A 24,042-nucleotide genomic window follows, 5' to 3' on the forward strand; every position below is an offset into this window, starting at 1 on the left:
AGGTTATTCGTCCTTTAGCTCGAATTTATAGCCTACACCCCAGATAGTTGTAATATCCCATTTGGAATCAGGCGGAATGTTCAATTTCTGTCTGATGCGTTTGATGTGCGTATCAACAGTACGGGTATCACCGTAATAGGAATAGCCCCAGATGGTTTCCAGCAGCTGGTTGCGGCTGAAAGCCTTGCCAGGATTCGATGCCAGGCACCACAGCAGCTCCATTTCCTTAGTCGTAAAGGTCATTTTGTTGCCGAATGCTGTTACCTGATACTGATCCATATCAATAATCAGACCGGGATAGGTGATGCGCGAAACCTCGCCCTTCTTCTCCTGCGTGCCTGCACGGCGCAACACAGCCTTCACGCGGGCTACTACCTCACGCGAATTGAACGGCTTGGTGATATAGTCATCAGCGCCGATTTCCAAGCCGGCAATGCGGTCATCATCATCATCCTTGGCCGTAACCATGATAATGGGTAGGTCCGACATTTTACGTACCTGCTTGCAAACCTCAATACCGTCGAGAACGGGCATCATAATATCCAGCAGCAGAATATCCGGTTTTTCGGACTGCACCTTCAAAATTGCGGCAGCACCGTCTTCGGCTTCAATAACCTCAAAGCCTTCCTTCTCAAAATATATGCGCAAGATTTCGCGAATCTGCGCTTCATCATCAGCAATTAATATTTTCTGTTTTGCCATAATCATCACTCCTGCCTTTAAGCTGACTCATACCATTTATTTATCAGAGCAAACGGCAGAGTCCTACAAGATGTTACTATAATTATAGCACAAATACTAGCTTTCTTAGTATGCTTTCACAAAAGATTTACATATATATACTGCTTTTATCATAAACGTAAACGCGAATGCATTATTTATCACAGAAAATGCTTATAATTTTTGTTTTAAGACAGCTATTAAAGCGGCTTGAAGGCTAGCAGCATTTTTTTGCGCTCACGCCAATCGGGCAAATAGCGTTCGACAATCGCATGGAAGCGCGGTGAATGATTAGCCTCGTGCAGATGCGCCAGCTCATGCACCACGATATATTCCAAACATTTCTCGGGCCAGCAGGCCAGCAGCGTATTCAGATTAATGCCGCCTGTGCGCACGTTGCAGGAACCCCAGCGCGTTTTCATTCGATGCACCTTGAGGCCGGTATGACGCACGCCCATTTTCTTTTCCCATGCCTGCAGCAGCTGTTCTCCTCTGTCGGATACCTCCTGCTTATAGAAAAATTCTACAAAGGCGCACCTGGCTTTCTCGCTCAGCTCACTGCGGTAATAAAAGCAGACAACGTCAGCCTGCACCTCATAGGTACCGTGCTTTTTTCCGCTGAGCAAAAAGTTCGCCAGCAAACGCTTGCCCCACAGCCACACATACTGCCCGTCAAAGGGAAGCTCACCCATGCTGTATTTCGGCTCCTGCTTTTGCTGCGACTTTTCCTGCAGTACCTGCTGCAGCTTTTGGCGCAGCCATTGCTCCCTGCTCTCTAAGAACTGCTGCACCTCGCTTAGGCTCATTCCTACGGGAGCAGTAAGAAAGATGTCGCCGGTTTCTTTTATGCGCAGCGTAATATTTTTGACCAGCTTAAACCGAAGCTTTATCTTCAACCCGTGCAGGTTCAGCACGGTCTCGCGGATTATTCTGCTGTTCACAGCTTGTCTACCAGAATATTACGTCCCAGCATACGGTTGAACTCCCAGGCACTCTTGCCGTCATGCACGTCAAACTGGTTCATTACGGCGTTGATTTCGTCGGCGTAATGCACAACGAAGGCTTCACGTGTAGAGCAGGCTACAGGGGAACCCTTTTCGTTATCACCGTGATGCGACAGCAGAATATGCTGCAGCTGCTCCAGACGGGAGGACGGCAAGCGCAGCTTAGCAGCTGCCTCCTGCACCATCATGCAGCTCATGGTAATGTGTCCGAGCAAACGGCCTTCACTGGTATAAGGGAAGCCGATTTCCGCAGAAATTTCGCGGATTTTGCCGATGTCGTGCAGCAATGCGCCGGCAATAACAAGATCCTTGTCCACGCCTTCAATCTGCTCGGCCAAGGCCACTGCCAGACCGGTAACATCCACAGAATGCTGCAGCAGGCCGCCCAAATAAGCATGATGCATGCGCATGCCTGCGGGATTGGTCACAAAGCGCTCATAGGTTGCACCGCTGAAAATAGTTTCCAGCAGCATACGCAGTCCGGGAGTGCGCACTGCCTTGATATAATTGGCAAGCTTGGTTTTATAAGCCTCTACATCAAAATCACCATGCGGCAACAGATTGCTGATATCATCCTGCGGCAGCAGATTTTCCAGACGCTGAATGACAACCTGCAGCGTCATATCGTTATTGAATTTGTTGATGTCGACGTTACCGCCCATCATAAAGGCAGTAGGGCCCTCCAGCTCACGCAGCTTGTCTACCAGCACTGCGTCAAAGCAGATAAAGGCAATGCGTCCGCTGTTATCCTCCAGCATGCCGCGGGCAAAAACGCCGCCGTTAGAGGAATTGCCTACCTTCTGTACCCTTACCAAAACTGCCTGACACACCTTGATGCCGGCTTTAAAATCTTTAATCATTCTTCTATCACCTGTTTTCTATATATGCTTCAGCAGCAGTGTTTCGCGTGCTACCTGAATTGCCACATCCCAATGCTTTTCCGCAAAGCGCAGCGACAATCTGTCGGCAAGGTCATCGAGCACCGGCAGCTCCGTCGGCTGATGGCCTGCATCGATAATGTTCAAGCCGCTGAAAACAGCCTGCTGTGCCTCATGATACTTCACGTCGCCTGTCACCAGCGTATCGGCGCCCTGCGCCAAAGCCAGCCCAATCAAATCGGCACCGGCACCGCCACAGACCGCAACACGCTTAACCTTGCGTCCTGCATCGCCTACGGTAAGATAATCGGCCTGCAAAGCCTTTTTGACGAAAACTGCAAAATCATGTAGCTTGCTCGGCTGCGCCAGCTCGCCGATGCGTCCGAGGCCGCTGACAGTATCCAGCACATCTGCGTCCTGCAGACGCAGTCTTTTCGCCAGCACGCTGTTCACACCGTTAGCCACGCAATCCAGATTAGTGTGCGCGCTGTAAACAGCAACGCCGTTTTCTGCCAGCTGCAGCAAAAGCTCCTGCTGCCAGTCGGCATCAGTCACATTGCCCAGCTTATGAAAAATCGCCGGATGATGCGTAATCAGCATATCAGCCTTTTTCGCCACCGCCTGCGCCACAGTTTCCTGCGTCATATCCAACGCCAAAAGCAGCTTGCGCACAGGCTTATTGCGTCTGCCCAGCATCAGGCCGACGTTGTCCCAAGACTCCGCCAGCTCAGGCGGTGCCATTTCATCCAGCAGGTTGATGATATCATTTACTGTCACTACGCTTGCCATTTTGCAGCACCTCCAGTTCTGCTTTCAACGCTTCGATTTCCTTATACTTTTCGCTCGCGCGTGCGCGCTCGCTGCGTCCCATATTCTCCAACAGCTGTCTGCAGGTAGCAAGCTGGCGTTCCAGCTGTTTATCCAGCAGCGGATGCTTCTGTGCGAGCAGCAATGGTCCTACAGCACACTCTGCCGCACTGTAAACAGGCGCTAAGCCGCGCTTAGCGGCAATAATCTCGTAAAAATGTGGGGCATCATCCACCAGCTCTTCGGCAGCCAGCTGCCAGCCGTGGCTGCACAGCCACGCACGCAGAGATGCGGCGCCGGCCATCGGCTGCAGCACCAAAAGCTCTGCGCTCTGCGCTACCTCCGTGTCATCCTCCAAAATGCTGATGATGGTAGAAGCGCCCATGCCTGCAATAGCAATGCAGTCTGCTTCACCGGGGCTTAATACCTTCAGGCCGCTGCCCTGACGTACCTCTACATGCTCATGCTGACCGAACTGCGCCACGGTAGTGCGCGCCGCCTGGCAAGGGCCTGCGGCGATATCGCCGGCAATCGCCCGCGCAATTCTTTGCTTATCCAACAGCCACACGGGTAAATACGCATGGTCCGTGCCGATGTCCGCCAATACGCAGCCCTGCGGCACCAGATTAGCAATAGTTTCTAATCGTCTATCAATATGCATTGCGTCCCTCCTGAATTTGCTCTAAAATCTTAGTTTCTGAATCGTGACAGCCACAGCCTGTAATATTTTCTGAAGCTGTCCGGAACGTAAATACTCTAACGCTTTATTATAACACAAATCAACGAATATAGAAAATAAGTCTGCAAAGTGATGCCTGCTGCCAATGCTATGATAACTGCTGAAATAAAGAAAAACCCCCGCATTGCTGCGGAGGCCGTGATTGGCATTCAACGCTCAGTTTTTCAGTTCGTTCTTTACCACAAACATTACCCATTGGGCGATATTCGTAGAATGGTCGGCAATGCGCTCCACATATTTGGCAATCATCAGATAGTCAACATATTGGGGTACGTATTGCGGCTTTTGCTGCATTACAGTGGTCAGATGCTGACGCATTTCGGCAAAATAATTGTCTACCTCATCATCGGTAGCAATGACCTTGTTGGCCAGCTCCAAATCATTTTCGCTGATGGCGCTGATGCTGTCGTACACCATCTGGCGCATAACCTGCAGCATAGCCATAAAGTTATCCGGCAGCGGCACAGGATCCTTTTCAATCAGCTTCAAGGTGTATTGGCTGATATCGCTGCAATGGTCGGCAATGCGCTCCATATCGCCCACCAACTTCAGACAGCTGGCAATCTCGCGCCAGTCAGTTGCTACCGGAGTCTGTGTCAGCACCAGCTCCAGGCATTGCTTTTCGATATTTACTTCGCTGTTGTCAAAATTATCATCGTCGCTGATAATTTGCTGCGCCAAGGCGGCATCCTTCTGCTCCAGGTTGGCGATAACCTTATCCAGGGTATCCTCCAGATTTACGCCCATCACGCGCACACTGTTGAGCAGCTGCTTCAGCTCCTCGTTGAATTTGTTACGTGTCATTTTATTGTTCCTTTCTCCTTGCATCAACCGAATCTGCCGGTAATATACTCTTCTGTCTTAGGATTAGACGGATTAGCAAACAGCTGCTTTGTTTCGTTGAACTCAATCAGCTCGCCCAAAAGGAAGAAGGCCGTTTTATCGGAAATACGTGCAGCCTGCTGCATATTATGCGTAACAATAACAATGGTATAATCCTTTTTCAGCTCCAACGCCAAATCCTCAATCTTCATCGTAGAAATCGGGTCCAGCGCACTGGTAGGCTCGTCCATGAGGATAACCTCCGGCTGCACAGCCAGGGTACGTGCAATGCACAGGCGCTGCTGCTGGCCGCCGCTCAAGCCCAGCGCACTCTTATTCAGTCTGTCCTTCAGCTCGTCCCAGATGGCAGCCTGACGCAGACTGCGCTCCACAATCTCGTCCAGCTCGCTCTTTTTCGTCACGCCATGAATACGCGGACCGTAAGCAACGTTATCATAAATGCTTTTCGGAAAGGGGTTAGGCTGTTGGAAGACCATACCTACACGATGGCGCAGGCTGATGGGGTCAATCTCCGCAAAAATATCCTTGCCATCCAGTGCAATGCTGCCTTCAATGCGAACGCCCTCTTCCAAATCGTTCATTCTGTTAAGTGTTTTCAAAAAGGTGGATTTGCCGCAGCCGGAAGGACCGATAAGTGCGGTAATTTCCTTTTCCTTAATATCAAGATTTATTTTTTTCAACGCCTGGAATTTGCCGTAATACAAATCCAGATCCTGCACTAAAAATTTAGTTGCAGCCTTATCATTCGTCATTTTCTGCTACCTCCGGTTTTTGTATCTAAATAAGTGCTCAGGTAACGTGCGCCCAGGCTAAAGGACAGCACAAGCAGCATTAAGATTGCTGAAGAAAGGTTGGCCATCTGCGCTGCATTGGCCGCTAGAGCCTCGGTACGCGATGCCCAGATATGCAGTGCCAGCGTTTCGCCCGGACGGAAGGGGTTCAGCGGACAGGTCGGCGACAGCAGGTTCCAGCTGTTCCAGTTGATATCTGTGCTCATACCTGCAGTATACAAGAGAGCTGCCGCTTCACCGAAGCCACGACCTGCGGCCAGAATGACACCTGTCATAATACGCGGCAGGCACGCCGGCAGCAGGACTTTGTAAATTGTCTGCCACAGCGTTGCGCCCATGGCCAAGCTGCCGCGCTTATAGCCCTGCGGCAGTGATTTGAAGGCATCCTCTGTTACCGTCATAATCAGCGGGATGCTGAGAATAGAAACTGCCAGCGCACCGCTGAACAGGTTCCACTGTGAGCCGGTCATTACGATAAATACCAGGTAACCGAACAAGCCGACAACAATGGACGGCAGTGAGGACATCGTTTCGATACACATACGCAGGAACTTGGTGAACTTGCCCTGCTTAGCATATTCCGCCATGTATATACCGGCAGCGACGCCCATAGGCACGCTCACCAGCAGCGACAGGAAAACCAGATAAATAGTGTTGAAGAATAAATTACCGATGCCGCTGCCCTCAAAGGATACCAGGCTCCAACTGAAATCCTTGAAGCCGTTGATAATAACATACAGGGCAAAGGCTACGAGCAGCAGGATAAAGAAGCCTGCTACGCAATAAAACACAGCTGTCATCAGCTTATCAATAAACTTTGCACGCGCTATACTGTCGTTCATGCCTGCTTCCCTCCTTTAGCAGTTAAAAAGTTGATGGCAAAGATACAGGCCAGAGAGATAATAAACAGCATCAATGCCATTGTCCATAAGGCAATGTTGTATTCGCTGCCCTCCATTGCGCCGCCCATATCTGCCGCAATCGCCGCCGTCAGATTGTTAGTCGGGGAAAGCAGTGAGGTTGGGAAGGCACGCATCTTGCCTATAACCATTGCTACAGCCAGCGCTTCGCCGAAGGCACGCGCCAGGCCCAGGATAACGGCCGTCATCAGACCGGTGATTGCCGCAGGCACTACGACCTTGGCAATAGTCTGCCAACGGGTTGCGCCCAAACCATAGGAAGCAGCACGGTAGCTTTTGGGGATGCTGCGCAGTGCATCTGCCGCCAAACTTGTAATCGTCGGGAAAATCATAACCGCCAGTACAATGCCTGCCGCTAATACGGAAAAACCGAAGCGCAGGTTAAAAATGTTTTTAATCAGCGGTACCAAAATTGTCAGGCCGATCCAGCCGTAAACTACGGAAGGAATGCCGACAAAAATTTCCACAGCCGGTTGGACAAAGCGCTTGCCCAGTTCCGGCGAAATCTCCGTCATGAAAATTGCGGTTGCCAGGCTGAACGGTGTAGCAATCGCCAGCGCCAATGCGCAGGTAATAACAGAACCGAAGATAAAGATGGCTGCACCAACACTGCCGCCGCCCTCAGCGCTGTCACTCGGCGCCCAATCTGCCGAAAAAAGAAACTCTGCAATACTGTGGTTGTAGGTAGTAAATGTGCCTACGCCCTTGTAGCACAGGAAAGCGCCGATAGACAGCGTCAGAACAATGAGCGCCAGACCGCAGCCGGTAATAATGTAGCGCCACAACGCATCCTGCCTATAAGCATTTGTTGTAACCTGTTGCATAAACTATTCTCCTCTGATGTAACTCGTGAATATTTCTTTCGTAAAACTAAAGGCTATGCAAAGGCTCGCAGCTGATAACTTACCAGCTCCTGCCCGGCACAGCCTTGATATTTATTCTAAAGGGGATGAGAAGACCGGTAAGACGCATCTCTTGGCGTATGCTGTCTTCCTGCTTCTCGTTTAGATGGAAGCGTAATAATTGTTTTGGGATTGACGCTAATGCGCCTTAGCCGAAGTCCGAATTATCGTTTAACCTGCATTTTAGCAGTAACACCATAACCCTGCTTTTCAATTTCCTTACCATAATCAGCAGAGATGATGAAGTCCAAGAATGCTTTTACAGCGCCGGTAGCTTCGCCTTTAGTATACATATGCTCATAACCCCATACAGGATATTTGCCGTTATAGGTGTTGTCCAGAGTAGGCTCTACACCGTCGATTGCTACGGTTGCAACGTCTTTGTTATTTACAAGGTAGGACAGAGCAACATAACCGATAGCGCCTTTGTTATCCTTTACGCTTTGCAGCAGAGTGCCGGAGTCATCAGTTTCCAGAGATTTGTTGGTTGCTTCTTTAGCACCGCCCAGAGCGAACTCCTGGAAGAGAGCGCGGGTACCGCTTGTAGCAGGACGGGTAATCAGAACGATAGGTTCATCCGGACCGCCAACCTGTTTCCAGTTGGTTACCTTAGCAGTGAAGATGTCGGTCAGCTGAGCCTTGGTCAGGCTTTTTACTTTAGCTGCCAGATCTTTGTTGATAACCGGAGCCATGGTAACTACGCAAACCTTGTGGTCTACAAGTCCTTTGGCAACTTCGGGTTTCAGCTTGCTTTCTGCCGGTACGTCAGAGTTACCGATGTTAACGCTGCCGTCCGCAACCTGTTTCAGACCGGTGCCGCTGCCGCCGCCGTTAAGGGTGATGGAAACATCCGGGTTAATAGCTTTGAATTTGCTTGCTGCATCCTTTGCCAGCGGCAGAAGTGCGGAAGAACCGCTGCCGGTTACACTGCCTGTAACCTTGCTGCCTGCTTTGTTATCAGCAGCCTTGTTATCACTGCCGCAGCCCAGAGCACCGAGTGCTACCATAGCTGCCAGACCTAAACATGCGACTTTTTTCAATTTCATAATATATTTCCTCCTTCAACCATAGTCAAAAAATTTATTTCCGATAAGGCCTGCGCCTCATCAGTAGGGTTCGTGGTTTATGATGCTAGTATAATATATCATTGTTAAGGAAGTATTATGCTGATGTTAAGAACATGTTAAATAGCAAAAAATGCGCACAAGAAAAGCACCTGCCTATCAGTTGTATGATAAGCAGGTGCTTTGAAATTTAGGTTAGATTAGCTTACTTGCCCTCTTCGAGGATAGCGCGCTCAAAAATTTCTCACTTCGCAAAGCTCGTGACAAATCAGGTCTTACTTGTCCTCTTCGAGGATAATTCGACATTCAGTTTCTCGCGGCGCTACGCTTGCGACAAACTGTGTCTTATTTATCCTCTTTCTTGCTCCCTGTTCGGTCGCAAGCGAGGATAATTCCACCTTTTCGATTTCTCGCTTCGTTACACTCGCGACAAATCGGGTGTCATTTACCAGTTCTGCCACGTTTGGTGAACGGTACACCTTTAGCGCACAGCGGACAGGTTGCCGGATCATAGGTTTCTACATTCAAGTGCAGCAGAGCTTCGGTGCGAACGCCGAAATCTACCTTGCCGCCGCTGCGGTCAACCAGCAGGCCTACGCCTACAAGCTCGCCGCCATGCTCTTTAACTACTTCCATAACCTCTTTAACGCTGCCGCCGGTGGTTACGATATCTTCAACAACCAGTACGCGGGTGCCTGCCGGAATTTGGAAGCCGCGACGCAGAGTCATTTTGCCGTTTTCACGCTCGGTGAAGATAGCACGGGTGCCCAGAGCCTTGCCAACCTCGTGAGCCAACAGAATACCGCCGGTCATCGGGCCAACTACCAGTTCAACATTGTCGTTTTCATAACGACGTGCGATTTCCTGGCACAGACGCTCGGTATATTTAGGATGCTGCAGTACGTTGAATTTTTCAACATACATAGGGCTGTGCAGACCGCTGGTTAGCAAAAAGTGACCATGGAGAACTGCTTTAGTTTCCTCGAGCATTTTCATAACATCTTTTTCTTCTAAAACTGCCATTTGCTTACACTCCTTTAATCTCTTCTACAATTGCCAATGCTGCTGCCTGTCTTGCCTCAGCCTTAGTAATAGGTCTGCCTACTACAATGTGGCTGCTGCCGTTTTGCAGAGCGCCTGCCGGTGTTGCTACGCGCTTCTGGTCATCCAAAGAGCTGCCCGCAGGACGTACGCCCGGGGTAACAATCAAAAACTCAGGTCCGCAAGCCTCGCGGATTGCTGCAGCTTCCTTAGGAGAAGCAACAACACCGTCCATGCCTGCTTCCTTCGCCAGCTTAGCCAGGCTGATAACCTGCTCGGCAATGGTATTATTATAATTCAAATCAGCAAACTGTTCATCATCCATGCTAGTAAGAATGGTTACAGCAATCAGCTTCGGTGCCGGACGACCTGCTGCCTCAGCAGCCTCATGCACAGCCTTAACAGCCTCTGCCATCATCTTTTTGCCGCCGACAGCATGAACGTTCATCATATCTGCACCCAAATCGCTGAGTACGGTAAGTGCATGAGCAACAGTGTTAGGAATATCCTGCAGCTTGAGGTCTAGGAAAACATGCTTGCCCTGTTCCTTCAAGAAGCGGATAATTTCGCTGCCTACTGCATAATAAAGCTCCATGCCAACCTTATAGTAGCTTACTGCGTCACCCAATTCGACAACGCAAGCCTTAGCCTGTTCCAAGGTAGGAAAGTCAAGTGCGACTATTAATCTATCATCATGTTGCATGAGAAAATCTCCCTTATATCATACTTTATAGACGCTGGAGAATAATGTTATACAGCGTCGTTAAACAACGGCATGCTTGCTTTGCCGTTTGGCAAAGCCAGACCAACAATTTCAGAAATGTTCTGCGCGTTGTGTCTGTCCAGATATGCCAGCATACCATGGGCAATGGTTTCAGCGATATCAGGCTGTACAAAGTTTGCGGTACCAACTGCTACCGCACTTGCGCCTGCCAGCATGAACTCAATTGCATCCTCGGCACACATGATGCCGCCCATGCCGATGATGGGGATATGCACAGCCTGCGCTACCTGGTAAACCAGGCGCACTGCTACCGGACGTACAGCAGGACCGCTGAGGCCGCCGGTTACATTGCCAAGCACAGGACGCTGACGCTCAATATCAATCTTGGTACCGAGCAGCGTATTAATCATGGAAATTGCATCCGCACCTGCTGCCTCTACAGCCTTGGCCATTACCACGATATCCGTTACATTAGGAGAAAGCTTGGCGATAACCATTTTGCCGGTGTTGGCCTTAACCGCACGTACGACTTCGGCAGCTGCTTCCGGCACAGTGCCGAAAACAATGCCGCCCTCTTTAACATTTGGGCAGGAGATGTTGATTTCTACTGCATCAACACCGTCTACGTCCAGCTTTTTGGCAACAGCGCCGTATTCCTCGGGAGTATGACCGTAAATGTTGACAATCACAGGAACATTATATTTTTTCAGCTCAGGCAGAGTGTGCTCCAAGAAGTACTCACTGCCGGGGTTTTCAAGACCGATGCAGTTCAGCATACCGGACGGGGTTTCTACCGCACGCTGGCCCTTATTGCCTGCCGCAGGCTCTAAGGAGGTACCCTTTACGGTAACAGCGCCAACCTTTTCCAGGTCGAGAAAATCGGTAAATTCCAGGCCAAAGCCAAAGGTACCGGAGCCGGTAGTAACAGGAGTAGCCATTTTCAGGCCGGCAATATCAACTGCCAGACGGCCATCATACAATGCTTTTACCATTCTCCTACCTCCTCTGCCCAGAATACCGGGCCGTCCTTGCAGACCTTGATGCGCTTGCCGATGCCTTCGCAGGCACAGGACAGGCACGCACCCAGACCGCAGGCCATGTATTTTTCCAGAGATACCTGACATTTTACGCCGGCTTCTAAGCAGGCATTGGCAACTGCGCGCATCATCGGTACAGGACCGCAAACGTATACGCAGTCATAGCCGCCCTCTTTTAACAGCTGCGGCAGCAGAGCCATTACGGTGCCCTTAGTGCCGACACTGCCATCATCGGTGGTCAGATAAATATTTTTGCTGAGGCTTTCATAAAGCTTGGTCCAGAACAATTCCTCGGCACTGCGGCCGCCCATCAGGATATCGGTATTGCCCTCACCGAAGCCCTCTGCCAAAAACAGCAGCGGAGCCAGGCCCAAGCCGCCGCCAACCAGCAGCGGTTTTTTGGCGCTCATATCAAAGCCGTGTCCCAGCGGACCGACGATGCTCAGCTCGTCGCCGCTGCAAACGTCAGCCAGAATATGAGTTGCTTCACCGATGATACGATAGATCATGGTGATGGTTCCCTCAGCCTTGTTAACTCCTGCTACGCCGAAGGGACGGCGCAGCAGCGGAGCAGTATTCTTGCACACCTTCACGTTGACGAACTGTCCTGGGACAGCTTCGTCAGCGATTTCCGGTGTATAAACATTTATTAATTTTGTCGTACTATTTAAAACTCGTTGACCAATTACCTTGGCACTCGCAATAGTTTTAGACATAATCAATCCTCCCAGGTCAGGTCCTGCAGAGCGGTAACTCGTACAACGCTACGACGACGCATTGCGCTCATAACGTTCAGCAGCTCGCGTGCAGTATCCATAGAGGTCAGGCAGGCAATTGCATGCTCTACGGTAGAACGGCGGATCTTGAAGCCGTCACGTTCAGCGTCACGGCCATGGTTGGTGGTGTTGATAACCATACCGATGCGTCCGCTCTTGATATCATCAATCAGGTTCGGATGACCTTCGCTTACTTTGGTAGCAACCTCAACAGTTACACCGTATTGCTGCAGATATTCCGCAGTACCGTCGGTTGCAATAACAGTGTAGCCCAACTCTTCAAAGCCGCGAGCAATAGCAACTGCCTCAGGCTTATCCATATCAGCAACGGTAATCAGAATTGCACCCTCGTGCGGTACATTGATACCGGAAGCGATGCAGGCCTTATACAGCGCACGGCTATACTGGTAGTCGCAGGCCATAACCTCACCGGTGGATTTCATTTCAGGTCCAAGGGTGATATCTACATTGCTCATCTTATTGAAGCTGAATACAGGAGCTTTAACAGCATAGTAGTCCGGGAAGAAGCGTAAACCTGCTTGCAGGCCCTGCTCTTTAAGGCTCATGCCCATTGCGCATCTGGTAGCAACGTCTACCATAGAGATGCCGGTAATTTTGCTCAGGAACGGTACGGTTCTGGAGGAACGCGGGTTAACCTCGATTACATATACATGCTCGTCACGAACGATGTACTGAATGTTGATCATGCCCTTAACTTCCAGGCCCAGAGCCATCTTGTTGGTGTATTCGATAATGGTACGGATAACACTTTCGCTCAGGCTGCGCGGCGGATATACGGCAATGGAGTCACCGCTGTGTACGCCTGCACGTTCAACGTGTTCCATGATGCCGGGGATTAATACTTCCTTGCCGTCGCAGATAGCGTCAACCTCTACCTCAGTACCCTGCAGGTAATGGTCAACCAGTACCGGATGCTCGCGAGAAGCCTTAACGGCATAGGTCATGTAGTTGCGCAGCTCGTCATCGTTATAAACGATTTCCATAGCACGGCCGCCTAATACGTAGGAAGGACGAACCATAGTCGGATAGCCAACCTTGTGAGCAGCAACCAGCGCACCCTCGGTATCGAATACGGTGTGGCCTTGCGGACGCGGGATATCGCAGCTTGTCAGCAGCTCATCGAAGCGTTCACGGTCCTCGGCACGGTCGATGCTGTCAACGGAGGAACCCAGAATCTTCACGCCTGCGCGGGAGAGCGGGCCTGCCAGGTTGATAGCGGTCTGACCACCGAATTGAACGATAACGCCTTCCGGTTTTTCTTTGTCGATAACATTGAGAACATCCTCTACAGTCAGCGGCTCAAAGTACAGTTTATCGGAAATATCGAAGTCAGTGGAAACGGTTTCCGGGTTGTTGTTGATGATAATGGTTTCATAGCCCATTTCCTTCAACGCCCATACGCAGTGTACGGAGCAGTAGTCGAATTCTACGCCCTGACCGATACGGATAGGACCGGAGCCAAGTACAACTACTCTCTTTCTGTCGCTTACTTCAACCTCATCCTCGGTTTCGTAGCAGGAATAGTAGTACGGAGTTGCAGCTTCAAATTCCGCAGCGCAGGTATCAACCATTTTGTAGGTCGGCAGAATGCCGTTAGCCTTACGCATATCGCGGATTTCGAACTCAGTCTTGCCTACGCGTTTTCCGATAACAGCATCGGCAAAGCCCATTTTCTTAGCCTTACGCAGCAGGCTCGGAGTCAGCTCGTGAGTTTCCAGAGCTTTTTCCATTTTAATGATGTTTTGGATTTTGGAGAGGAACCACAGGTCAATCTTGGTGATATCGTGAATCTCTTCCAGAGTAATACCGCGGCGGATAGCCTCAGCAACAACGAAGCAGCGCTCGTCGTCAATGCGTTTGATGCGGTCATGAATTTCTTCATCACTCAGAGCCTTCAGCTCAGGCATTTCCAGATGGTTGATGCCGATTTCCAGGCAGCGAACTGCTTTCAGCATGGAAGCTTCAAAGCTGCGCTCAATTGCCATAACCTCACCGGTAGCTTTCATCTGAGTTCCCAGGGTGCGGTCAGCGGTTACAAATTTATCGAACGGCCAACGCGGGAATTTCAGTACGATATAGTCAATGGTAGGCTCGAAGCAAGCCTTAGTCTTTTTGGTAACAGCGTTTTCGATTTCGTCCAGGTTGTAGCCGACAGCGATTTTGCTGGTAACCTTAGCAATCGGATAACCGGTAGCTTTGGAAGCCAGTGCGGAAGAACGGCTTACACGCGGGTTAACTTCAATTACATAATAGTTTTCGGAGTACGGGTCGAGAGCCAGCTGTACGTTACAGCCGCCAACTACACCCAGCTCACGCACGATATCGATGGAAGCCTGACGCAGCAACTGTACCTCTTTATCGCTCAGAGTCTGTGCCGGAGCCACAACTATGGAGTCGCCGGTGTGTACACCAACGGGGTCCAGGTTTTCCATGGAGCAGACGGTGATGCAGTTATCAGCAGCGTCGCGGATTACTTCGTATTCGATTTCTTTCCAGCCGGCGATGCTGCGTTCAATCAGGCATTGGCCGATGGGGCTGTAGCCCAGGCCCTTTTGCACGATATCAATCAGCTCTTCCTCGTTTTCAGCAATACCGCCACCGGTACCGCCGAGGGTATAAGCAGGACGGACAATCAGCGGATAGCCGATTTCCTTGCCGAAGTCGCAAGCAGCCTCAATGGTTTCTACAATGGTGCTTTCAGGAATCGGCTGATGGATTTTCTCCATAGTTTCCTTGAACATTTCGCGGTCTTCGCCACGTTTGATTGCGCTGATCTGAGTGCCCAGCAGGCGAACATTGTACTTGTCCAAAATGCCTTGCTCTTCCAATTTCATAGCCATGTTCAGACCAACCTGACCACCAAGAGTTGCCAGCAGGGAATCAGGACGCTCACGTTTGATAATTTTTTCAATGAATTCATCGCTGATAGGTTCAACATATACACGGTCAGCCACATGCACATCAGTCATAATGGTTGCAGGGTTACTGTTAATCAGTACAACCTCCAGGCCTTCTTCCTTCAGAGCGCGGCAAGCCTGAGTGCCTGCATAGTCAAACTCTGCTGCCTGACCGATGATAATAGGGCCGGAGCCGATAACGAGAACCTTTTTAATATCTTTAAGTTTCGGCATAATTAACGACCCTCCATCATATCAACAAAATGTTTAAACAAATAATCATGATCGCCGGGGCCAGGGCAGGCTTCCGGATGATATTGAACGGTAAAGGTAGGATGCTTGGTGTATTCCAGGCCTTCGATAGTACCGTCGTTCATGGAAATATGGCTGATGTTGATGCCCTTGCCTTCCAGAGATTTTTCATCTACAGCATAGCCGTGGTTTTGGGCGCTGATGTAGATGCGGCCGGTTGCCAGGTATTTTACCGGTTGGTTGATACCGCGATGGCCGAATTTCATTTTATAGGTATCAGCGCCGTTAGCCAAAGCCATGAGCTGATGACCGAGGCAGATACCGAAAATCGGTTTCTTGCCGATTAATTTCTTAATGTTTTCAATAACCTCAGGCAAATCCTTCGGGTCGCCGGGGCCATTGGACAGGAAGATACCGTCCGGGTCGCAAGCCAGTACTTCTTCTGCGGTAGCGGAAGCAGGGAATACTGTCAGGCGGCAGCCAAAGGCTTCAATGGATTTCAGGATATTGCGTTTAATACCGAAGTCCATCACAGCTACATGCAGCTTGCCCTCGCCCATGGTGTAAACCTCGGGAGTGGTAACCTCCTCAACCTGGTTGCGTACTGCCGGTAAGTCCAACAGTTTCTGTACTTCCTCATCAGGCATTTCTGCCGGAACGATTACGCCCTGCAGTACGCCGTGATTACGGATTTTACGGGTGATAGCACGTGTATCTACACCTGCTAAGGTCGGGATATCCTGTTCAGTCAGGAAATCCTCCAGGCTCTGCTCATTGCGCCAGTTGCTGGGGCAATCGCACAGCTCGCCGATTACGAAGCCCTGGAAGAAGCATTTCTTGCCTTGGTTAAACAACGGATTGCAGCCATAGTTGCCTACCAGAGGATAGGTCATTACTACAATCTGACCGCAGAAGGACGGATCAGTCAAGGTCTCCTGGTAACCGCTCATGCCGGTGGTGAATACAACCTCACCTACAGCATTGCGCTTGCCGCCATACAGAGTGCCTTCAAAAACGCTGCCGTCTTTTAAAACTAATTTTCCTTTTCTTACTTTTTCGTGCATACTACACCATTCCTCATTACAAAATTACCATGCAGCATAGTAGCAACAGCCTTGCCGGTGCAAGCCTTGCCTTCGTACGGGGTGAATTTGCCGCGGGTATAGAATTTGGAGCTGTCAACAGTCCATTTTTTATTCAGGTCCATAATAGTGATATCAGCAACGCTGCCTTCTTTCAGAGTACCGCCGGCCAGCTTGAACAGCTTAGCAGGCTCGCAGCTCATTTTGCTGATAATAGTATTCAGGTCGAATACATGGGTGTGATATAAGTCAGTCAGAATTACTGCCAGAGAGGTTTCCAGACCGCAGAAGCCGTTCGGAGCATAACGGAATTCAACATCCTTTTCTTCCGGTGCGTGCGGGGAGTGGTCGGTAACGATAGCGTCAACAGTGCCGTCTAAAACAGCCTCACGCATAGCCTGTACGTGGTCTGCACTGCGCAGCGGCGGGTTAACGCGGGTTGCAGAATTATAATCTGCGCAAGCCTCATCAGTCAGAGTCAGATGATGTACGGTTACTTCACTGGTAACATTTACGCCGCGTTTTTTAGCCTGGCGGATGATATCGATAGCACCCTTGGAAGCAACGTGGCAGATATGTACATGTGCGCCGGTGTATTCAGCGATGATGCAGTCACGTGCAACAGCGATATCCTCACTGATTGCCGGTACGCCTGGTACGCCGATACGTGCGGAAACAACGCCTTCATGCATGTAGCCTTCGGAATCCAGCTCAGGATCAATTGCATGGCACAGCAAAGGTTTGTCAAAAGCAGTTACATATTTAGCAGCCAGCACCATCAGGCGGGAGCTCTTTACATAGTGGCCGTCATCAGAGAAGCCCATAGCGCCTTTTTCTGCCATATCGCCCATCTCTGCCAGCTCTTCGCCCTTTTCGCCCTTGCTGATTGCGCCGATAACTTCAACGTTAGCGTAGCTTTCTTCGCGAGCACGTTCTTTAATACCGCTTACTACGATGGCGGTATCGATAACAGGCTTGGTATTAGGCATGCAGGCAACGGTGGTTACACCGCCGGCAGCAGCAGCCTTGGTACCGCTGATAATATCTTCCTTAGCTTCCAGGCCGGGCTCACGCATATGAGTGTGTACGTCAATCAGACCGGGAGTTACTACGAGGCCGGTTGCATCAAAAACCTCGTCAGCAGCTTCGGCAATATCCTTGCCCAAAGCTTTAATTTTGCCATCCTCAACGAGGATATCCATTACAGCATCTAATTGTTGGCTGGGGTCTACTACCCTGCCGTTTTTAATCAACGTTTTCAATGTGTTTACCTCCTGTCAAAGTCAAGAATAAGAGTGCCATACGTACAGCTACGCCGTTTTGTACCTCAGTACGGATTGCGGCGTTATCGCAGTAACCAACCTCCCAGGAGATTTCCAGACCACGGTTCATCGGGCCGGGATGCAGCACGGTTACGTCAGGCTTAGCCAGCTTCAGGCGGTTTTCGTTAATACCGAAGATACGTGCATATTCACGCGGAGACGGGAACAGGCCCTTTTGCTGACGTTCCAGCTGAATACGCAGGATATCGATTACGTCAGCGCCTTCGATTGCTTCTTCAACGCGTTTGTGTACGGTAACGCCCAGAGAAGCAATATCATGCGGCAGCAGAGTCATAGGACCTGCAACGTGTACCTCAGCTCCCATTTTGGTCCAGGCAGCAATATTGGTGCGGGCAACACGGCTGTAGAGAATATCACCGATGATTGCCATTTTCAAGCCCTTCAGATTTTTGCCCTGCTCACGGATAGTAAACATATCCAGGAAGCCTTGAGAAGGATGTGCGTGTGCGCCATCGCCGGCGTTAATGATTACAGGGTCTGCAACCTTAGCAGCATATGCTGCAGCGCCTTCAATGGGGTGACGCATAACAATCGCATCACAAGCCATGGATTGTACAGTCAGGATGGTGTCGCGCAGGCATTCACCTTTGACAACACTGGAGGAGGATGTAGTGATGTTTACTACATCGGCACCCAGATATTTGCCTGCCAGCTCGAAGGATGTACGGGTACGTGTACTGGGCTCATAGAACAGATTTATGATAGATTTACCGCGCAGTGAGGGCACCTTTTTGATATCCCTCTTCATAATCTTCTTCATTTCCTCAGCGGTTTTCAAAACCAGCTCGATTTCCTCAACGCTGAGGCTTTCCAGATCCAGTATATCTCTGCCACCCAGAGATACATTTGATTTAGCCATTAGCTTTACCTCCTGTTTTTTATAATAAAATTGCATAATAAAAGGCCTTCTCGTCCCATGATGGTGCAAAAAGGCCTTAGGTTTCATAATAACTTATACCTTGCAGTCTCACAGGACCAATTTAAAGGTGCAAATTGATTGTATATATTTTACACCTTAATGAAGAATACGTCAAATACTTCGAGGTAAAATCTTGGCAGGATTTTTTTACTTATAGTATAATAAAGAAGATTAAAAATTAGCGAGGTACTTATGCGAAACACCATTATAGATAATCTGCGTGGCATCTGCATGCTTGGCGTCATCGGTATTCATATCGGCAGCCTGGCACTTGCCCCCAACAACTTTACTCTTTACTTATTACTGGAGATTTTAAGCCGTTACAGTGTCCCCTCCTTTTTCTTTATCTCCGGCTACGGCCTGGCCTGTACGGATAAAGGCCTATTAAGCGGCAGCCGGCTGAACTATATCGACTTTATGAAGAAGCGTCTGCGGGGAGCAGGCCTGCCCTATCTCAGCTGGTCGCTTTTTTACATGCTTTACTTCTGGCTGATTCTGCCACCGGGCTTCGTCAGCTGGAATCCGCTGCATGTGGCCTATGTGTTATTCTTCGGCCTGGGCTGCTACCATTTGTATTTTATGGTCATCCTGCTGTGGTTTTATGCAAGCTATCCGCTCTGGCGCCAACTTCTGCGTATAATTATACACAAAAGCATACCATTTATGCTAGTGCTTTTATTCATATTCCAGCTTGCATTTAACTGGTGGACAACGCATCCTGGCCTGAATACAGCGGGTTGGAGCGTCATAGCTAAAAATTTCTTTGATTATCGCCTCAACTATCTTCCCTTGCATTATTTACTTATTTTTATGAGTGGCGGCTTGGCAGCCGGCTATTGGGAAAAATTCATCGCCCTCCTGCGCAGATACAGCGCCATGGTATGCATGATTTTTGCTGCAAGCATGGCCTGGGACGTGCAAAGCTGTTACGAAGCAGTTACGGTCAAAGGCTACACGCTGATTGATCTGGCCAACACCTATCACCAGCTCAGCCCGCAGGGACTCTGCTACACCGTAGGCTCGCTGCTCTTCTTCTGCCTGGCACTTGATTGGCTGGAGCGCAAGGCGCAAAGCGAAGGTTCCCTCGCGAAGCCTTTCTATAAAGCCATCAGCATCCTTTCCTCCTACTCCATGCTCATCTACTTTGTGCATCCGCTGCTCCTGGACTGGCTCAGCAGCGCCTACAACCATTTCGGCATCATCATGACCGTCAAAAAGGTAGCACTGTCCTACGTGCTGCTGGTGCTTGGCTCTCTGGCCCTCAGCATCCTGCTGACGAAAGCATTTGAAAAATGCAGTATGGCAAAGCTGCTGTTTACAGGTAAACGCTGAATTTAATACATAGCAAAAAGACGTTGCGTGCTTTTTCAGCACACAACGTCTTTTTGCCATCTTAAATTTTACAGCTGAGCCTTCATTAATTTCTTATAAACCTCAACGCCAGGCTGGTCAAATGCATCCACATCCGCCAGCTCGCCCTCGTAGGCAATCGTCAGCATCAAAAAATACATCAGCTGACCAAGATAATATTCATTAAGCTTCGGCAGCGTAAAGCGCGCATTGTAACGGTTATCACCCGTCAGCGCCGCTTCATTGGCATTCAGCGCCGCTTTAAGAGCCTTCGCCATATCCATGCCCTCGTACTTATCAAAGAACGGTACATCCGCAAAGGGATTGTGCAAAATTGCCTCCTCCTCAGGGTTGGCAACCTCCAGGAACTGTACCACCTTGTTCAGACGGCCGTCCTGATGCTGCTGCGTCTGCGCATGCATATCCGTCGTGCCAACAGCAACAATCGGCGTTCTACCGTAGTAAACAACCTCACCCTCACGGTTGCAGCGCTTGCCCAACGATTCCGCCAGCAGCTGCACGTACCATTCGCTCAAGGATTTCAGGCGCATGCTGTACGGCATGAACACTTCTATATCACGTCCGCGCTCATAGGCCATAAATTTCAGTAAAGCGTTGAGCAGCGCAGGATTCTCCGCAAGCTCTGCCTGCCGGCAATAGATGTCCATATCACGCGCACCACGCAAAAATTCTTCGATATCTCCGCCCAAGGCAGCCATCGTCACTAGGCCCGGGTCCGTCATGATGCTGAAGCGTCCGCCGATGCCTTCCTTGATATCAAAACGCTCCCAGCCGAATTTTTCCGCCAGCTGCAGCAGCGGCGCAGATCCAATCGGTGCCTGCAAATCGGTAACCACCGTACAATCAAGGTCGATGTCTGCGTTTTGAGACAGATTAGCATAGAAATACGTAAAGGCAGAAATTGTTTCCAGCGTAGTACCGGATTTAGAAATCGGCACCAGCATAATCTTTAGCTTCTTGCCTTCCTGCGCACTTACTCCAGCCATACGGCGCATCTTGAACAGCAGTGAATTGCAGTCCACCGGATCAAGATTATTGCCGGAAAAATAAATGCAGGGCTGCCCCTGACGCAAGGTTGCGCTGGTATTCCAGTGATAACCGCCAAAGGCATCAAACAGCACCTTGTTGCCCAAGTAGGAGCCGCCAACGCCCAAAAAGATTACGACATCCTTACTGCGCAGATGCTTGCTGTAGCGCATCAGCTTGATAATCGACTGCTCCGTATTGGGGTTGCCGTCAGCAATATACGGCATGCGTGGAAAATAAACATGCTCAGGCGTGCCGTCCTTAGATAAATGCTTCTTGGCAAAGCCGCTGCGGCGCAGCTCACACACAGCCTTCTCGGCTACGGCTCCCTGCTGCTGCAGTGCCTGCTCCACTTCCTGCGGCTGCAGTCTGCCTGCTCCCATCATATTATTGAAATCAAAAACGATTCCGCTAGGCACCACAATTCTATAATCCACCATAAACACTCCTAAATATCAGTTGCAAAAATGCACGTATGCTATTGTACCATATCAGCACTGCAAAATCTATTGCCAAAGCAAATTGCAGTTTGCCATATGGTAGCAATACTTTATTTTACCTCTACCAGCTCAATATGGAAGTTCAGTTCCTTGCCAGCCATTTCATGGTTAGCGTCAAAGGTAATGTTGGTATCATCCTTTTCGGTTACCAGTACAGGAACAGGCTGACCGAATTGGTTCTGCAGGTAAACTCTCTGGCCAACGGTCAGGTTTTCAGAACCAGGCAGCTGGGCAATCGGCATGGTGAAGATAGCCTTCGGATCAGCCTCACCGTATGCTTCTGCCGGCAGCAGATGGATGTCAACCTCAGCGCCAACCTCCAGGTCTGCAACAGCTGCATCAAAGCCTTTAATCATCTGGCCTGCGCCGCAAACAAATTCCAACGGCTCGCCACGATCATAGGAAGAATCAAATTGCTTGCCGTCATTAAAGGTACCTTTATAGTGTACGCGACAGGTTTTTCCTACATTACGTCCGGTTAATTCATTACTCATTATTAAATCACCTCATAAAAATATTTGATATAAAGCCGGTATAAGCGTATATCAGTCACAGTTATATATATTATACTATAAATTTCGCCTTATTTCACCTCAAAAAAAACGGCAGCCAGTTAAATTCCGACTGCCATCATATTTCAGGCTCATCACATCAGCCCTTTTATTCACCTTCCTGCAGAAAGATACTGCCTCATCAGACCCTTAAAGCCCTGCTTTTTGAAGTCCTTCAACGGTAAAAATTCAATCTCAACACTGTTATTAGCGTATTCAGACCTCATTTCATTGAACTCTTCCACAGTCATATCTGTTTCCTGCGAAGCATCTGCCTCACTCCTGCAGCTCATGTTGCGGTAAACGCCAAGGCCGTCATCCTTTGGCCAGGTAAAATAAAGCTCATAGCATCCTAGGTTGCCGTCAGGCTGCAAATGCTCAACAGCAAGCACCTGATGCGAAATGCCGGTGCCGCCTCGTGTCACCAGATTGTCATTTGCCATAAGCTGCAGACTGCTACGGCTCCAGCCCTCCGCAACGTATTTCACGCTGTCGTCCGCAAAGGTGTAAATCGCATAAATCTCCTTACCGTAATGCCCCGCGCCGCGTTTTTGGCTAATCCAACCGATAAGCAGCTCCGGAACACCGTCGCCGCTGATATCCTGCAGCGTGTAGCCAAGCTGCTGCAGGGCCGCCTCCCGCTTGGCGAAATCCCGCACCTCACAGATGCCTGTTCTTCCCTGCTCCGGCAGGTTATCACTCGTACCGTCAGCGATAAATTCATAAACGCTGTCTACAACCTTTGCATATTCCTGCTCATAGGCCGGCGCTGCTTTGGCAGCGGCCTCAGCCTTAGGCAAATCCATCTGCGGTAATACGGAATTTTTTTCTGTGCCGCAACCGGCAAATGCCGCCAGAAGCATTGCCAGGCACATGCTCTTAAACAGCTTACGCTTCATTACGCCACCTCCTGTCAAAAGATGTTTTTAGCAAAATTTGCTTCATCCGTCAGTTCGCTAAATGAACATCACTCTCACAGTACATAATTTCTGCAATCACATCACGAGAATCCAGTTTTACATAAAAGCTCTTATGCAGGCATTTTTGCCCCCTTGCGTTGTATGCATATTTTACCCAACCGATCATATGATGCGTATCCGATATACCCACACCCATAGAATCGTTCTCCCAGCCATTCATTTTCAGGTACCCGTCCAGAGCAATCTGCCTGTCTGTGTCAAGCTGCTGACCGACAGCATAGCCTGCCATGCTGCCATGAAGTTTATTAATCTTCACATCATTTACTTTGTTTCTCGCTGAATCTATATAGAACAGACGCGGTCCGACCTGCATCTTTTTATCAGCATAGGAGATAATATCATCCGTATTCTGTTCCACAGGCCCCGGGTAATAGGCACCTGAAGCAAAAATCTCGGGATCCATAATCCAATCTGCTTCGAGGGCAGCATTAAAGCGTCCTGCTGCGCTGGCAGCTCTCGGGGTTGTATCAAGATATTTGCTTGCCATAAAACCAACATGGCCCCTTTCAGTAGTTCCAAGAAGCCATTTGTATTCACTGTTTACTACATCTACAACCATGCTTACATAAAATTTATCTCCCCTTTGCAGCATGGTGATAACATCACAGTCAGTATTAGGCTGTGTTCTGACATTAACATCGGTTGCGTTGCAATATACCTCCAGCGGCCAGCCGGGATAAGACCTGAGCTCGTTGGCCAAATAATCTGTATTAACCTCGGCAAAGGCAGTGTTGGCAAACATTGCCAATCCAAGCGCTGCACCTAAGAATAATTTCTTTTGCATATTAATCACTCCTTTTTCTGCCGTCTGTGCTCCCGGCTGGATAACGTATAATAAGTTGCGCAAATTCAAT

At 49.6% G+C, this 24,042-nt stretch carries 22 protein-coding genes and 1 pseudogene; 1 reads left to right on the top strand and 22 read right to left on the bottom strand.

The genetic code is table 11. The annotated features are described in order from the left end of the window. Positions 1–3 precede the first annotated feature (3 nt). From HMPREF9443_RS01405 to HMPREF9443_RS01490, 18 genes are all read right to left on the bottom strand, one after another. Positions 4–708: a response regulator transcription factor gene (locus HMPREF9443_RS01405; RefSeq protein ID WP_009144701.1), complete on the bottom strand. Its 705-nt coding sequence runs from the start codon at positions 706–708 to the stop codon at positions 4–6. 212 nt (positions 709–920) lie between these two features. Continuing rightward, positions 921–1,661, bottom strand: coding sequence for a M48 family metallopeptidase (locus HMPREF9443_RS10255; RefSeq protein ID WP_009144702.1), 741 nt, complete (start codon positions 1,659–1,661; stop codon positions 921–923). Then, the gene (locus HMPREF9443_RS01415) at positions 1,658–2,584 is read right to left on the bottom strand and encodes a 3'-5' exoribonuclease YhaM family protein (RefSeq protein ID WP_009144703.1); all 927 of its coding nucleotides are present in this window, start codon (positions 2,582–2,584) and stop codon (positions 1,658–1,660) included. The genes HMPREF9443_RS10255 and HMPREF9443_RS01415 overlap by 4 nt, the downstream gene beginning before the upstream one ends. Before the next feature lie 18 nt (positions 2,585–2,602). After that, positions 2,603–3,391, bottom strand: coding sequence for a Nif3-like dinuclear metal center hexameric protein (locus tag HMPREF9443_RS01420; protein WP_009144704.1), 789 nt, complete (start codon positions 3,389–3,391; stop codon positions 2,603–2,605). After that, positions 3,366–4,070: a tRNA (adenine(22)-N(1))-methyltransferase gene (locus tag HMPREF9443_RS01425; RefSeq protein WP_009144705.1), complete on the bottom strand. Its 705-nt coding sequence runs from the start codon at positions 4,068–4,070 to the stop codon at positions 3,366–3,368. The genes HMPREF9443_RS01420 and HMPREF9443_RS01425 overlap by 26 nt, the downstream gene beginning before the upstream one ends. Before the next feature lie 234 nt (positions 4,071–4,304). Further along, on the bottom strand, positions 4,305–4,952 hold the full coding sequence (phoU, locus tag HMPREF9443_RS01430) for a phosphate signaling complex protein PhoU (protein WP_040564648.1): 648 nt from the start codon (positions 4,950–4,952) through the stop codon (positions 4,305–4,307). Positions 4,953–4,975: 23 nt separating this feature from the next. Further along, entirely contained in the window at positions 4,976–5,743 is a 768-nt protein-coding gene (gene pstB, locus HMPREF9443_RS01435) for a phosphate ABC transporter ATP-binding protein PstB (protein WP_009144708.1), read from the bottom strand. Beyond that, positions 5,740–6,624 (bottom strand): phosphate ABC transporter permease PstA, encoded by an 885-nt coding sequence (gene pstA / locus HMPREF9443_RS01440; protein WP_009144709.1) that lies wholly within the window; start codon positions 6,622–6,624, stop codon positions 5,740–5,742. The genes pstB and pstA overlap by 4 nt, the downstream gene beginning before the upstream one ends. Further along, complete coding sequence (gene pstC, locus HMPREF9443_RS01445) at positions 6,621–7,526, bottom strand: phosphate ABC transporter permease subunit PstC (RefSeq protein ID WP_009144710.1); 906 nt, start codon at positions 7,524–7,526, stop codon at positions 6,621–6,623. The genes pstA and pstC overlap by 4 nt, the downstream gene beginning before the upstream one ends. 242 nt (positions 7,527–7,768) lie before the next feature. After that, positions 7,769–8,650: a phosphate ABC transporter substrate-binding protein gene (locus tag HMPREF9443_RS01450; protein WP_009144712.1), complete on the bottom strand. Its 882-nt coding sequence runs from the start codon at positions 8,648–8,650 to the stop codon at positions 7,769–7,771. A gap of 459 nt (positions 8,651–9,109) precedes the next feature. After that, on the bottom strand, positions 9,110–9,691 hold the full coding sequence (gene pyrE / locus HMPREF9443_RS01455; protein WP_009144714.1) for an orotate phosphoribosyltransferase: 582 nt from the start codon (positions 9,689–9,691) through the stop codon (positions 9,110–9,112). 4 nt (positions 9,692–9,695) lie between these two features. Next, entirely contained in the window at positions 9,696–10,412 is a 717-nt protein-coding gene (gene pyrF / locus HMPREF9443_RS01460) for an orotidine-5'-phosphate decarboxylase (RefSeq protein ID WP_009144715.1), read from the bottom strand. A 47-nt stretch (positions 10,413–10,459) separates the two neighbouring features. Next, on the bottom strand, positions 10,460–11,425 hold the full coding sequence (locus HMPREF9443_RS01465; RefSeq protein ID WP_009144716.1) for a dihydroorotate dehydrogenase: 966 nt from the start codon (positions 11,423–11,425) through the stop codon (positions 10,460–10,462). Continuing rightward, a complete protein-coding gene (locus HMPREF9443_RS01470; RefSeq protein ID WP_009144717.1) occupies positions 11,419–12,186 on the bottom strand; it encodes a dihydroorotate dehydrogenase electron transfer subunit in 768 nt (255 codons plus the stop codon). The genes HMPREF9443_RS01465 and HMPREF9443_RS01470 overlap by 7 nt, the downstream gene beginning before the upstream one ends. A 2-nt stretch (positions 12,187–12,188) precedes the next feature. Then, positions 12,189–15,398 (bottom strand): carbamoyl-phosphate synthase large subunit, encoded by a 3,210-nt coding sequence (gene carB, locus HMPREF9443_RS01475; protein ID WP_009144718.1) that lies wholly within the window; start codon positions 15,396–15,398, stop codon positions 12,189–12,191. 2 nt (positions 15,399–15,400) lie between these two features. Continuing rightward, positions 15,401–16,480 carry a carbamoyl phosphate synthase small subunit gene (locus HMPREF9443_RS01480; protein ID WP_009144719.1) on the bottom strand — a complete coding sequence of 360 codons (1,080 nt, stop codon included), beginning with the start codon at positions 16,478–16,480 and terminating at the stop codon, positions 15,401–15,403. Then, complete coding sequence (locus HMPREF9443_RS01485) at positions 16,465–17,760, bottom strand: dihydroorotase (protein ID WP_040564651.1); 1,296 nt, start codon at positions 17,758–17,760, stop codon at positions 16,465–16,467. Before HMPREF9443_RS01485 ends, HMPREF9443_RS01480 begins: the two co-directional genes overlap by 16 nt. Beyond that, entirely contained in the window at positions 17,744–18,700 is a 957-nt protein-coding gene (locus tag HMPREF9443_RS01490) for an aspartate carbamoyltransferase catalytic subunit (protein ID WP_040564652.1), read from the bottom strand. Before HMPREF9443_RS01490 ends, HMPREF9443_RS01485 begins: the two co-directional genes overlap by 17 nt. A gap of 252 nt (positions 18,701–18,952) precedes the next feature. Between HMPREF9443_RS01490 and HMPREF9443_RS01495 the strand changes: the two genes are divergently transcribed. Then, positions 18,953–20,092, top strand: a complete 1,140-nt coding sequence (locus HMPREF9443_RS01495) for an acyltransferase (RefSeq protein WP_009144722.1) — start codon at positions 18,953–18,955, stop codon at positions 20,090–20,092. Positions 20,093–20,160: 68 nt separating this feature from the next. Here the strand turns inward: HMPREF9443_RS01495 and HMPREF9443_RS01500 are convergent, their stop codons facing one another. The 4 genes and pseudogenes from HMPREF9443_RS01500 to HMPREF9443_RS01515 form a co-directional block, all read right to left on the bottom strand. After that, a complete protein-coding gene (locus HMPREF9443_RS01500; RefSeq protein WP_009144723.1) occupies positions 20,161–21,597 on the bottom strand; it encodes a glucose-6-phosphate isomerase in 1,437 nt (478 codons plus the stop codon). A 110-nt stretch (positions 21,598–21,707) separates the two neighbouring features. Beyond that, positions 21,708–22,139 (bottom strand): annotated as a pseudogene (locus HMPREF9443_RS01505) (FKBP-type peptidyl-prolyl cis-trans isomerase); the annotation flags it as partial. A gap of 182 nt (positions 22,140–22,321) precedes the next feature. Then, positions 22,322–23,107, bottom strand: coding sequence for a hypothetical protein (locus HMPREF9443_RS01510; protein WP_009144725.1), 786 nt, complete (start codon positions 23,105–23,107; stop codon positions 22,322–22,324). 49 nt (positions 23,108–23,156) lie between these two features. Further along, the coding region (locus HMPREF9443_RS01515; RefSeq protein WP_222859536.1) for an SH3 domain-containing protein at positions 23,157–24,042 on the bottom strand (886 nt) is incomplete at its 5' end.

This window comes from Phascolarctobacterium succinatutens YIT 12067 (genome assembly GCF_000188175.1).
Lineage (GTDB): Bacteria > Bacillota > Negativicutes > Acidaminococcales > Acidaminococcaceae > Phascolarctobacterium_A > Phascolarctobacterium_A succinatutens.